Raw genomic sequence first — 12485 nt, 5'->3', positions numbered from 1 at the left:
CGTGTTAACATCGCGCTCCTTGACTCACACCACACTGCACACCACACCGTTGAGAGCTGAACCCTGATGGCGATCCGATCTGTTGTACTCGATACCGAAACCACCGGCATGCCGGTGACCGACGGCCACCGGATCATTGAAATCGGCTGTGTCGAACTCATGGGTCGGCGCCTCACCGGTCGTCACTTCCACGTCTACCTGCAACCGGACCGCGACAGTGACGAAGGCGCCATCGGCGTCCACGGCATCACCGACGAGTTCCTCAAGGGCAAGCCGCGTTTCGCCGAAGTGGCCGATGAGTTCTTCGAATTCATCAACGGCGCCCAGTTGATCATCCATAACGCGGCGTTCGACGTCGGCTTCATCAATAACGAGTTTGCCCTGATGGGGCAGATGGATCGCGCGGACATTTCCCAGCACTGCTCGATCCTCGACACCTTGATGATGGCCCGTGAGCGTCACCCGGGCCAGCGCAACAGCCTCGATGCCTTGTGCAAGCGTTATGGCGTCGACAACTCCGGCCGTGAACTCCACGGCGCCTTGCTCGACTCCGAGATTCTCGCCGACGTTTACCTGACCATGACCGGCGGGCAGACCAGCCTGTCCCTGGCCGGCAATGCCTCCGACGGCAGTGGCTCGGCGGAAGGCTCGGGCAACCGCCCTTCGGAAATCCGCCGCCTGCCGGTCGATCGCAAGCCCACCACCATCATTCGCGCCAGCGAGCAGGATCTGGCCGAGCATGCGGCTCGGTTGGAGGCGATTGCCAAGTCGGCGGGTGCGCCGGCGTTGTGGACCCAGCTAACACAACAATAGCCCTGCGTAGGTATGATCAAAATGTGGGAGGGGCTTGCCCCCGATAGCGGTGTATCAGCCAATCAAATATGAGCTGGCATACCGTCATCGGGAGCAAGCCCCTCCCAGGGTTGAGCTCCATTGCTTTCAGAATCTTCATTCGCGTCATCGTCCCCGAGCTTCTACCCTTGAGTGCATAGCCCTCAGGACTACAAGCCCTCATGTACAAAGACCTGAAGTTCCCCGTGCTTATCGTGCACCGCGACATCAAGGCCGACACCGTTGCCGGCGACCGGGTTCGGGGCATCGCCCGGGAGTTGGAACAAGAGGGCTTCAGTATCTTTTCCGCCGTGGACTACGCCGAAGGCCGGCTGGTGGCGTCGACCCATCACGGCCTGGCGTGCATGCTGATCGCGGCCGAAGGCGCCGGTGAGAATACCCACCTGCTGCAAAATATGGTCGAGCTGATCCGCCTGGCTCGCCTGCGGGCGCCGAACCTGCCGATCTTTGCCCTGGGCGAGCAGGTCACCCTGGAAAACGCCCCGGCCGATGCCATGAGTGAACTCAACCAACTGCGTGGCATTCTCTACCTGTTCGAAGACACCGTGCCGTTTCTCGCCCGCCAAGTGGCCCGTGCTGCCCGCACTTATCTGGATGGCCTGCTGCCGCCATTCTTCAAGGCCCTCGTGCAACATACGGCAGACTCCAACTATTCCTGGCACACCCCCGGACACGGCGGTGGCGTGGCCTATCGCAAAAGTCCGGTGGGGCAGGCGTTTCATCAGTTCTTCGGGGAAAACACCCTGCGCTCTGACTTGTCGGTCTCGGTGCCCGAACTGGGCTCGCTGCTCGATCACACCGGGCCCCTGGCCGAAGCCGAAGCCCGCGCTGCGCGCAACTTCGGCGCCGACCATACCTTTTTCGTGATCAACGGCACGTCCACCGCCAACAAGATCGTCTGGCACTCCATGGTCGGGCGCGATGACCTGGTGCTGGTGGACCGCAACTGCCACAAGTCGGTGTTGCATTCCATCATCATGACCGGTGCCATCCCGCTGTACCTGTGCCCGGAGCGCAACGAACTGGGCATCATCGGTCCGATTCCCCTGAGCGAGTTCAGCCCGGAATCGATCCGCGCCAAGATCGACGCCAGCCCCTTGACCCGCGGCCGGCCCCCCAAGGTGAAGCTGGCCGTGGTCACCAACTCCACCTACGACGGGCTGTGCTACAACGCCGAGCTGATCAAGCAGCAATTGGGCAACAGTGTCGAGGTGCTGCACTTCGATGAAGCCTGGTACGCCTACGCGGCGTTCCACGAGTTCTTTGCCGGGCGCTACGGCATGGGCACCTCGCGTACCCCGGACAGCCCGCTGGTGTTCACCACCCACTCCACCCACAAGCTGCTGGCGGCGTTCAGCCAGGCCTCGATGATTCATGTGCAGGACGGCGGCGCGCGCCAACTGGACCGCGACCGTTTCAATGAAGCCTTCATGATGCACATCTCCACGTCGCCGCAGTACAGCATCATCGCCTCCCTGGACGTCGCCTCGGCGATGATGGAAGGCCCGGCCGGGCGCTCGCTGTTGCAGGAAATGTTCGACGAGGCCCTGAGTTTTCGCCGCGCCCTGGCCAACCTGCGCCAGCATATTGCCGCCGAAGATTGGTGGTTCTCCATCTGGCAGCCGCCGTCGGTGGCGGGCATCGACCGCGTCGCCACCGCGGATTGGCTGTTGCAGCCGCAGGATGACTGGCACGGCTTTGGTGACGTGGCCGAAGACTACGTGCTGCTGGACCCGATCAAAGTGACCCTGGTCATGCCCGGCCTCACCGCCGGCGGCGCCTTGAGCGATTGCGGGATTCCCGCCGCGGTGGTCAGCAAATTCCTCTGGGAGCGTGGGCTGGTGGTGGAAAAGACCGGGCTGTATTCGTTCCTCGTGTTGTTTTCCATGGGCATTACCAAGGGCAAATGGAGTACCTTGCTCACCGAGTTGCTCGAGTTCAAGCGCAGTTACGACGCGAATGTCAGCCTCGCCAGTTGTTTGCCATCGGTGTTTGCCCAGGGCCCGGCGCGTTATCAAGGCTTGGGTTTGCGCGACTTGTGCGACCAATTGCACAGCTGCTACCGCAACAACGCCACCGCCAAACACCTCAAGCGCATGTACACGGTGTTGCCGGACATCGCGATGAAACCGGCCGACGCCTATGACCAGTTGGTAAGGGGCGAAGTGGAGGCCGTCTCCATTGATGCCTTGCCAGGACGCATTGCAGCCGTGATGCTGGTGCCTTATCCGCCGGGCATTCCGTTGATCATGCCGGGCGAGCGCTTTACCGAGTCGACCCGGTCGATCATTGACTACCTGGCGTTTGCCCGGACGTTCGATAGCAGTTTTCCCGGTTTTGTTGCCGATGTTCACGGGTTACAACACGAAGATGACGGCAGTGGTCGTTGTTACACCGTCGATTGCATCAAGGGTTAAGGATGTTTATGCAAGCTGTAATGAACCCGAAGTATCCAGGGCTCAGTGTGCGGGTCGCCGACGAAGGCTTTGATGCCTACGTGTGGGGCAATGATTTCAGCTTTGAGGTCAACGCCTATGGCGTGCCGGAGATGGGCAGGCGGGTCGATCAATGGCCCGTGGAGCGCATCGTGCCGTACCGCAAGTGCTATGGCATCGACCCGGAAGAGTTCGCCAGTTTCCGCGATGCGCCGGACAGTGCGATCTTCATGGCCTACCTGGATGATCGTGCGGTCGGGCATATCGTGGTCAGCACCAATTGGAACGGCTTTGCCCACGTTGACGAACTGGCGGTGGCCTTGCCTGCCCGTCGGCACGGGGTGGCCAAGGCGCTGCTGGATGTGGCGCAGTTCTGGAGCCGCAAGAAAAACCTGCCGGGCATGATGCTGGAAACCCAGAACAACAACCTGGGCGCCTGCCGACTGTATGAGCGTTGCGGCTACGTGATGGGCGGGATCGACCACCTGCGCTATCGCGGCATCGACCCCCAAACCCGTGAAGTGGCGATTTTCTGGTATCGGTTGTTCAAGACCGACGCCGAGCGGCGTTAACTTTCCAGCAGGCCCTGGGCCTTTTGCGTGACGATCTCCAGCAACGCATTCAGCGCAGGCGAGGTCACGCCATCCTTGAGTGTCAGCGCATACAGGCTGACCAGGATCGGCGGCGACACCGGGCATGTATCCAGGCCCGCCTCGCGTGCGCCAAAGGCGGTGAACGGGTCGACAATCGCCAGGCCTTCTCCGGCTTCCACCATGCTGCGCATCATCTGGTAGGTCTGCACCCGCGTCTGCACCACCGGCAGCGGGCGCAAGGCTTGCAGCTTGGCGTCCAGCAGGCGGCTGAGCGGGTCGTGTCCTTCGAGCCCGATCATCGCTTGCCCGGCCAGGTCCTGCAGCGCAATGTACTTCTGCTTGGGCTTGAGCCAGCCGTGGGGCGCCAGCAATTGCAATTTGCCTTGGGCCAGCACCGTGCTGTGGATTTGCGGGTGTTCCGGGTCATGCAGGCTCAGGCCCACCTCGGCCTCGTGCAGCAACAGGCTGCGCACGATTCCCCGGGTTGGCTGGCTCGACAGGTTGCACGGCGTGTCCTGGAAGCGTCGGCGCAGCAGCGCGATGCTCTGGGGCAGCAGTTGATTGGCCAGGGGCGGCGTGCACAAGGCGCGCAGGGTGGGGGCGTGATGGTGTTTCAAGCGGCTGGCCAAGCGTTGCACCGGTTCCAGGGCTTCGTACACATGGGCTATTTCTGCCTGCAACTCCAGGGTTTCCCGTGTCGCCTGCAAACGCCCGCGCACACTGGCAAACAGCATGAAGCCCAATTGCTGCTCGGCCTCCTTGAGTGCCGCGTCTACATCGCCCACGGGAAGTTGCAACCATTCGGCGGCGGTGCCGAGGTGTCCGGTCTGCAGGATGGCCTGAATCACTTCGAGATGACGTAAACGCATGGCCGGAGTCTATGTGCAGCGCGGTGGGGATTCAATGGTGCATGCCGTCGTGCGCAAAAAAGACGGTGTGGGTCGTGTACATCGCTGGCGTTCAGCCAGGACCTCACTAGAATGGCGAGTCTGATCATCAACGACCAATGCCGATTACCGGCACATACAACAAAAACAGGTCTGGTCTCATATGCCTCTGCCCTCGACAGTTCTAGGGGTAACGGTCAAGCAACTGCTGGTCCTGGTGACCGTAGGGTGCGTGGCTGCTTATCTCTTCAGCAATCACGAAGAATCTGCCCCGGAAAACCTCACGCTTGAGGCATTTATCCGTGCCCAGGAGCAAGTCGCCGCGCAGGTCGGCACGGTGCTGGGCATGACACAGGTCAAGCAGGTGGTGGCGTATCCGGGGTACAACTCGCCGGGCTACAGGCGGGTGATGTACGCGGTGGAAGGCGAGCGGGGCCGGTTGATGGTGACGCTCAAGCAAATGGACGGTGAGTCGGGGCTTGAAGTAACAGAAATTCGCAGCCCGTGACCGCCCGGCCCAGTCGATGCCGTCAATGGCCGGGACTGAGCAGGTACGCCTGGGCGATCAAGCTTATGAGGCGAGTACGGTTTGCGATTCGCGGACGATAATGGTCCCCGACTGGATCAGCTTGAACTCATCGCCTTCGAGTTTTTCTACCCGGTCGCCAATGGCCAGCTTGTAGGTGGTGGTGGGTGCCGAGCCAGCCAGGTCGCCTTGCGCCGGGTTGGATTCCTGGAACTCATGCACCGAATACACGCGTCCCTCTGCGTCTCTGGCATGAAACTGTCCGACTAGTACTGCTGCCATCTGTTTAGAACCTCTGGAGATAAACACTCAATTCGCGGTGCTGTAGACCGTCATAAAGAGAGGGAGTTTACCTATTGAAAAAAAATACTATCCGCTGACATTTTCAGACTGTTCCTACACATCAAATCGCGGGCCCAACGTCTGGAGGATTATCAAAACCTTCTGGTGAACGCACTGCGAAGCCTTTATAACTACAAGCTCCCTTAGTCAGACGTCGAGAAACCCAATGAGCAAGGTCTACACGATTGCCGTCCTGGTTGGCAGCCTGAGAAAAGACTCGATCAACCGCAAGGTCGCCCTGGCACTGGCCGAACTGGCCCCCGCCAACCTGAAGTTGAACATTGTGGAAATTGGCGATTTGCCGCTCTACAACGAGGACATCGACGGGGCATCACCGCCCGCAGCCTACAGTACTTTCCGTCAGCAGGTACGTTCATCCGACGCGGTGTTGTTTGTGACGCCGGAGTACAACCGCTCCGTACCCGCGCCATTGAAGAATGCGATTGACGTCGGCTCCCGCCCTTATGGCCAAAGCGCCTGGAGCGGCAAGCCCGGGGCGATCATCAGCGTATCGCCGGGCGCCGTTGGCGGTTTTGGCGCCAACCACCATCTGCGCCAGTCCCTGGTGTTCCTCGATGTGCCATGCATGCAGCAGCCGGAAGCCTACCTGGGCGGAGCGGGCAGCGTGTTCGATGACGCCGGCAAGGTGTCGGAAAAGACCAGGCCGTTCCTGCAGGCATTTATTGATGCCTACGGCAAATGGGTAGAAAAACAGACAGCTTGAATCGGCGCCCATTGTCCACTGAGGGAGAGGGCAAGCCCTAATGCCAGTCAGTTAAGGATGAACACTGTAACTGTGGTGAGCGGGCTTGCCCCGCGCTGGGCTGCGCAGCAGCCCCCATAAGAGCGCTGCAGTGTGCCAGGCAGGTCCGGGGCTGTGTTTTAGGGCTGCTGCGCAGCCCAGCGCGGGGCAAGCCCGCTCACTACAGGTTACTGTTTGCCCGTTCTATCTCTTAACTGATCGGCGTTAGGGCAAGCCCCCTCCCTCAGTGTTGGATCAGCGCAACCAGTTAGTCCGCGCCAACTCGATCACTTCATCTCCACGCCCACTCATCACCGCCTTGAGCATGTACAGGCTGAAGCCCTTGGCCTGTTCCAGCTTGATGCTCGGCGGCATCACCAGTTCCTGGGTGGCCGTCACCACATCCACCAGCACCGGGCCATCATGGGCCAGGGCGCGGCGCAGGGCCGGTTCCAGGTCTTCGGATTGCTCCACGCGAATGCCGAGGATGCCCATGGCGTTGGACATGGCGGCGAAGTCCGGGTTTTTCAGCTCGGTGCCGGCATCCAGGTAGCCCGCAGCCTTCATTTCCATGGCGACAAAGCCCAGGGACGAGTTATCGAACACGATGACTTTGACGGGCAGGTTCAACTGCGCCAGTGAAATGAAATCCCCCATCAGCATGGCAAACCCGCCGTCGCCGGACATCGAGATCACCTGGCGCCCAGGGAAGGCCGCCTGCGCACCGATCGCCTGGGGCATGGCATTGGCCATGGAGCCGTGGTTGAACGAGCCGATCAGGCGGCGCTTGCCATTCATTTTCAGGTAGCGCGCGGCCCACACGGTCGGCGAGCCCACGTCGGCGGTGAAGATTGCATCGTCGTCCGCCAGTTCGCTGAGCAAACGCGCCACGTGCTGCGGGTGGATCGGCCGGTTGGCCTTTGACGGTTGCGCCAGGTCGTCCAGGCCTTGGCGGGCTTTTTCGTAGTGCTTCAGCGAGGTCTCGAGGAAGTTGCGGTCGCTCTTGCGGGTCAGGCGCGGCAGCAGCGCGTCGAGGGTCTCGCTCACATCGGCAGCGATGCCCAGGTCCAGCGTGGCGCGACGGCCCAGGGCCTGCGGGTTGCGGTCGACCTGGATGATTTTGGCATCGGTGGGGTAGAACTGGCGGTACGGAAAGTCAGTGCCGAGCATGATCAGCGTGTCGCAGTCGAGCATGGCGTGGTAGCCCGAGCTGAAGCCGATCAGGCCGGTCATGCCCACGTCGAACGGGTTGTCCCATTCCACATGCTCCTTGCCGCGCAGGGCGTGCACCACCGGAGCCCCCAGCGTGTCGGCCAGGGCCACCACTTGATCGTGGGCACCGGCGCAGCCACTGCCGCACAGCAGGGTGACTTTCTCGCTGCTTTCAAGTATCTCGGTCAGGCGCAGCAGGTCCTGTTCCGCCGGCAGGGTGCGCGGTGCGTGCAGGGCCGGCCAGGGCTTGAGCTTGTCTTCGACTTCCAGCAACGATACGTCCCCCGGAATCACCACCACCGCCACGCCGCGGTTGAGGATCGCCGAACGCATGGCACGGTGCAGCACGTGCGGCATCTGCTCGGGGTTGGTGACCAGCTCGATAAAGTGGCTGCACTCCTTGAACAGTTCCTGGGGATGGGTCTCCTGGAAGTAATTCAGGCCGATCTCGGAGGAGGGGATTTGTGCTGCGATCGCCAGCACCGGCACATGGTTGCGATGGCAATCGAACAGGCCATTGATCAAGTGCAGGTTGCCCGGCCCGCAACTGCCGGCGCACACCGTCAGTTCACCCGTGGCCGCCGCTTCGGCACCGGCGGCGAAGGCGGCGACTTCTTCGTGGCGCACGTGCATCCACTCGATGCTGTCCATGGTGCGCAGGGCGTCGGTGAGACCGTTGAGGCTGTCGCCGGTCAGGCCCCAGATGCGCTTGATGCCCGCCTGTTCAAGGGTGGTCGCCAATTGCTGGGCCAGGTTGATTTTCGCCATGAAGAACTCCAATCGTCAGTGAGGTTAAAAGCTGCTGATCAATAGGGGACAGTTCGATCACGGCGAATGCTCCGCTTTTAATGTGAAGATTGCGTCATGGCCGCGCGGTATTGCCGGGTGCGCCGAGCGATAAACCATTGGTCACACGCCAGTGCCAGCCATGGCACGACATTGGGTTTAGGCAGGCGACCGCGACTCAGGCGGCGCATCTGGTCCCGCACCACGGCCAGGGTGGCGAGGGCGGCCAAGGGTTTGCGCTTCCAACTGATCGGCTTGAGTTGCGGGTTGAGGTCGCGACCCTCGTGCCAGTGCTTGATCAGTTGCGGTTCCAGGGTCAGGGCGGTAGCGATGCCGGCCATGGCGATGCCGCTGTCCAGCACTTGTTGCACGATGGGCAGACGGCGAATGCCGCCGGTGACCATCAGCGGCATCTTGGCGATGGTCGCCAGTTCCTTGGCGAACTCCAGGAAATACGCTTCGCGGGCCAGGGTGCGGCCGTCCCGCGCTTCGCCTTGCATGGCCGGGGCTTCGTAGCTGCCACCGGATAATTCCAGCAGGTCGATGGGCAGCGGGTTGAGTAGCTCGACCACGGCGCGCGCGTCGTTGGCGTCGAAGCCGCCGCGCTGGAAGTCGGCCGAATTGAGTTTGACCGCCACACAGAATGAAGGACTGACGCTGGCACGCACGGCGTGGATCACTTCCAGCAGCAGGCGTGCGCGGTTTTCCAGGGGGCCGCCCCAGCGGTCAGTGCGTTGGTTGCTGAGTGGGGAGAGAAACTGGCTGAGCAGGTAGCCGTGCGCGCCGTGGATCTGCACCCCGGTGAACCCGGCTTTCTCGGCCAGGCGTGCGCTGGTGGCGAAGCGTTTGATCACGTCTTGAATGTCGTCTTCGGTCATGGCCCTGGGCTTGGCGAACATCTTCGAAAAGCTGCCGAGGTCCAATGCAATCGCGGAGGGCGCCAGGGCCTGCTGGCCGAGGTTGGCCATGGTCTGGCGCCCCGGATGGCTGAGCTGTACCCAAAAGTGCACGCCCTTGTCGCGGGCCACGGCGGCCCACTCGCGAAAGCTGTCCAGGTGCTGTTCGTCTTCGAGGGCAACGCCGCCGGGGCCGGTCATGGCGCGGCGGTCGATCATTACATTGCCGGTCAGCAGCAGGCCGGGCTCGCCGTTGGCCCAGGCGGTGTACAGCTGCTTCAGTTCACGGGAAGGGGCTTGATCGGCGTCTGCCATATTCTCTTCCATCGCCGCCTTGGCGATGCGGTTGGCGAGGACCTGGCCATTGGGCAGTTGCAAGGGTTCAAAGGGTGACATGGGTTGACTCCTGAGCAGGGGAGGCCTCAGGCTAAGCTTAAAGTTAACTTTAATGTCAAGCGGGCGTTTTGATGAATATTGGAGAGCTGGCAAAACAGAGCGGGCTGGCCGCGTCGCGTATCCGTTTCTATGAAGCCGAAGGGCTGATCAGTCAGGTGGGGCGCCAGGCCAATGGCTATCGCCGCTATGCACCGGAGGCCTTGCAGACGCTGCGCTTGATTCAGAGCGCGCAGCAGGCCGGTTTCACCTTGCAGGAACTCAAGGCGCTGATGCCGGCCCCCGGCGAGCACAAGCGCGACGAGCTGATCGAGGCGCTCGAGCGCAAGGTCGAGCAGATTGAAGCGATGCAGGCGCAACTGGCGCACAGCAAGGCGCAGTTAGTCGGGGTGATCGACGCGGTACGCGCGCAACCGGAAGGTGTGCCGTGTTCGATGGGGCAGAAGCAGGTGCTGGCGTCGATCAAACTCAACTCATAAAAAAGCCCTGGCATGCCAGGGCTTTTTCATTTGTGCAGACTCAGCGACGACGGAACAGCGGCAGCGGCTCATCCGTAGCGGCCTGGTACGTCACCGAGAAGTCCTTGAGGCTTTCCAGCGCTTCGTACGGGTCTTTGTCGGCGCGCAAGGCGAAGGCATCGAACCCGCAACGGCGCAGGTAGAACAGCTGGTCGCGCAACACGTCGCCAATGGCCCGCAGCTCGCCTTTGTAACCGTAGCGGTCACGCAGCAGGCGTGCGTTGGAATAGTTGCGCCCGTCGGTGAAGGCCGGGAAGTTCAGGGCGATGACCTGGAAGTGCTCCACGTCAGCGCCGATCTCTTCGGCTTCTTCATCGGCGTCCAGCCACACACCCAGGCCGCCGTCGCGAGCCTTGAGGGCGTGGCCATGTTCGCGCCACAGCGCCAGCGGCACGATCAGGTCGTCGCAGTTGGAAATGCCGTCGAAGCTCGCATCCTTGGGCAGCAGGTGCCAGGTTTCGTCGAGGACTTCGTTGTTCTTAATGATTCGCTGCATAGACGCGCTCCTTGAACAGGTCAATGCCGATGCGCTGGTAGGTGTCGATGAAACGCTCATCTTCGGTGCGCTGTTCGATGTACACGTCGATCAGCTTGCCGATCACCTCGGGCATGGCTTCCTGGGCGAAGGACGGGCCGAGGATCTTGCCCAGGCTCGCATCGCGGCTGGCGCTGCCACCCAGGGACACTTGGTAGAATTCTTCGCCTTTCTTGTCCACGCCCAGGATGCCGATATGGCCGACGTGGTGGTGACCACAGGCGTTCATGCAACCGGAGATGTTCAGGTCCAGCTCGCCGATGTCGAACAGGTAGTCCAGGTCGTCGAAACGGCGCTGGATCGATTCGGCGATCGGGATCGACTTGGCGTTGGCCAGGGAGCAGAAGTCGCCGCCCGGGCAGCAGATGATGTCGGTCAACAGGCCGATGTTCGGCGTGGCGAAACCGCCTTCGCGCAGTTCGCCCCACAGGGTGAACAGTTGGCTCTGCTCAACGTCCGCGAGGATGATGTTCTGCTCGTGGGAGGTGCGCAGCTGGCCGAAGCTGTAGCGCTCGGCCAGGTCGGCGACGGCGTCCAGCTGCTTGTCGGTGATGTCGCCCGGTGCCACACCGGTCGGTTTCAGCGACAGGGTTACCGCCACATAGCCCGGCTTTTTGTGCGCCAGGGTGTTGCGGGTGCGCCAGCGGGCGAAGCCCGGGTGCTGCTGGTCGAGCGCTGCGAGCTCGGCATCCTGGTTGCCCAGGGCCTTGTACTCAGGATCGACGAAGTGCTTGGCCACACGGTGCACTTCGGCTTCGGTCAGGGTGGTCTGGCCGCCGCGCAGGTGCTCCATCTCGGCTTCGACTTTCTGGGCGAACACCTCAGGGGTCAGCGCCTTGACGAGGATCTTGATCCGCGCCTTGTATTTGTTGTCACGACGGCCGTAGCGGTTGTAGACCCGCAGGATGGCGTCGAGGTAGCTCAGCAGGTCCTGCCACGGCAGGAACTCGTTGATGAACGCACCGACCACCGGGGTACGGCCCAGGCCGCCACCCACCAGGACACGGAAACCCAGCTCGCCGGCCGCGTTGTACACCGGCTCCAGGCCGATATCGTGTACTTCGATGGCGGCACGGTCCGAGGTCGAGCCATTGATGGCGATCTTGAACTTGCGCGGCAGGTAGGCGAATTCCGGGTGGAAGGTGGTCCATTGACGGACGATTTCACACCACGGGCGTGGGTCGATCAGCTCGTCGGCGGCAACCCCGGCGAATTGGTCGGTGGTCACGTTGCGCAGGCAGTTACCGCTGGTCTGAATGGCGTGCATCTGCACGGTGGCCAGTTCAGCCAGGATATCTGGCACATCTTCCAGGGCCGGCCAGTTGAACTGCACGTTCTGGCGGGTACTGATGTGGGCATAGCCTTTGTCGAAGTCGCGGGCAATCCTGGCCATCATGCGGGTCTGGCGCGAAGTCAGTTGGCCATAAGGCACGGCCACCCGCAGCATCGGCGCAAAGCGCTGGACATAAAGGCCATTTTGCAGGCGCAGAGGGCGGAACTCTTCTTCGCTCAGTTCACCTGCTAGGTAGCGTCGGGTCTGATCACGGAACTGCTTGACGCGGTCCTCGATGATGCGCTGATCGTATTCGTCGTATACGTACATATAGGTCCTGTTCTCGGCAAATCTGCGCGCACGGCCGCGCACTCCCAACGGAGCCGGCGCACGATACCAGTTTGCGTTTATGCGCAAAAGTGATGTTTGAGTATATGCACATAACCAAAATGACTAATGAGAAAGGTTATTGCGATACCCACATTTGTCATGCGG

Annotated in this window: 12 protein-coding genes; 6 read left to right on the top strand and 6 right to left on the bottom strand. The window is 61.7% G+C overall.

What is annotated here, in order from left to right:
• Positions 1-72: 72 nt before the first annotated feature.
• From dnaQ to BM416_RS15800, 3 genes are all read left to right on the top strand, one after another.
• Positions 73-813: a DNA polymerase III subunit epsilon gene (gene dnaQ / locus BM416_RS15810; RefSeq protein ID WP_175539075.1), complete on the top strand. Its 741-nt coding sequence runs from the start codon at positions 73-75 to the stop codon at positions 811-813.
• 200 nt (positions 814-1013) lie between these two features.
• Complete coding sequence (locus BM416_RS15805) at positions 1014-3269, top strand: Orn/Lys/Arg family decarboxylase (RefSeq protein WP_092488667.1); 2256 nt, start codon at positions 1014-1016, stop codon at positions 3267-3269.
• Between the two features lie 8 nt (positions 3270-3277).
• Positions 3278-3859, top strand: coding sequence for a GNAT family N-acetyltransferase (locus tag BM416_RS15800; protein WP_092488666.1), 582 nt, complete (start codon positions 3278-3280; stop codon positions 3857-3859).
• Here the strand turns inward: BM416_RS15800 and BM416_RS15795 are convergent.
• Positions 3856-4749, bottom strand: a complete 894-nt coding sequence (locus BM416_RS15795) for a LysR substrate-binding domain-containing protein (RefSeq protein ID WP_092488665.1) — start codon at positions 4747-4749, stop codon at positions 3856-3858. The two genes, BM416_RS15800 and BM416_RS15795, sit on opposite strands and share 4 nt — an antisense overlap.
• A 181-nt stretch (positions 4750-4930) precedes the next feature.
• Here BM416_RS15795 and BM416_RS15790 point away from each other — a divergent pair, with 181 nt between their 5' ends.
• Positions 4931-5275, top strand: a complete 345-nt coding sequence (locus BM416_RS15790) for a hypothetical protein (protein ID WP_092488664.1) — start codon at positions 4931-4933, stop codon at positions 5273-5275.
• Positions 5276-5338: 63 nt separating this feature from the next.
• Here BM416_RS15790 and BM416_RS15785 read toward each other — a convergent pair whose 3' ends face one another.
• Positions 5339-5575 (bottom strand): hypothetical protein, encoded by a 237-nt coding sequence (locus BM416_RS15785; RefSeq protein WP_065927911.1) that lies wholly within the window; start codon positions 5573-5575, stop codon positions 5339-5341.
• Between the two features lie 226 nt (positions 5576-5801).
• Here BM416_RS15785 and BM416_RS15780 point away from each other — a divergent pair, with 226 nt between their 5' ends.
• On the top strand, positions 5802-6359 hold the full coding sequence (locus BM416_RS15780) for an NADPH-dependent FMN reductase (RefSeq protein WP_092488663.1): 558 nt from the start codon (positions 5802-5804) through the stop codon (positions 6357-6359).
• 273 nt (positions 6360-6632) lie between these two features.
• Here the strand turns inward: BM416_RS15780 and poxB are convergent, their stop codons facing one another.
• Both poxB and BM416_RS15770 read right to left on the bottom strand, forming a co-directional pair.
• On the bottom strand, positions 6633-8357 hold the full coding sequence (poxB, locus tag BM416_RS15775) for a ubiquinone-dependent pyruvate dehydrogenase (protein WP_092488662.1): 1725 nt from the start codon (positions 8355-8357) through the stop codon (positions 6633-6635).
• 77 nt (positions 8358-8434) lie between these two features.
• A complete protein-coding gene (locus BM416_RS15770; protein ID WP_092488661.1) occupies positions 8435-9667 on the bottom strand; it encodes an NADH:flavin oxidoreductase/NADH oxidase family protein in 1233 nt (410 codons plus the stop codon).
• 71 nt (positions 9668-9738) lie between these two features.
• Between BM416_RS15770 and BM416_RS15765 the strand changes: the two genes are divergently transcribed.
• Positions 9739-10143 (top strand): MerR family transcriptional regulator, encoded by a 405-nt coding sequence (locus BM416_RS15765; RefSeq protein WP_092488660.1) that lies wholly within the window; start codon positions 9739-9741, stop codon positions 10141-10143.
• Positions 10144-10183: 40 nt separating this feature from the next.
• Here BM416_RS15765 and BM416_RS15760 read toward each other — a convergent pair whose 3' ends face one another.
• On the bottom strand, positions 10184-10678 hold the full coding sequence (locus tag BM416_RS15760; protein WP_003235539.1) for a DUF934 domain-containing protein: 495 nt from the start codon (positions 10676-10678) through the stop codon (positions 10184-10186).
• Positions 10662-12320, bottom strand: coding sequence for a nitrite/sulfite reductase (locus tag BM416_RS15755; protein ID WP_092488659.1), 1659 nt, complete (start codon positions 12318-12320; stop codon positions 10662-10664). The genes BM416_RS15760 and BM416_RS15755 overlap by 17 nt, the downstream gene beginning before the upstream one ends.
• Positions 12321-12485: the final 165 nt, after the last annotated feature.

It is taken from the genome of Pseudomonas sp. NFACC42-2 (assembly GCF_900116055.1).
Classification (GTDB): Bacteria; Pseudomonadota; Gammaproteobacteria; order Pseudomonadales; family Pseudomonadaceae; genus Aquipseudomonas; species Aquipseudomonas marginalis.
This window is presented reverse-complemented; position numbering and strand designations above follow the sequence as displayed.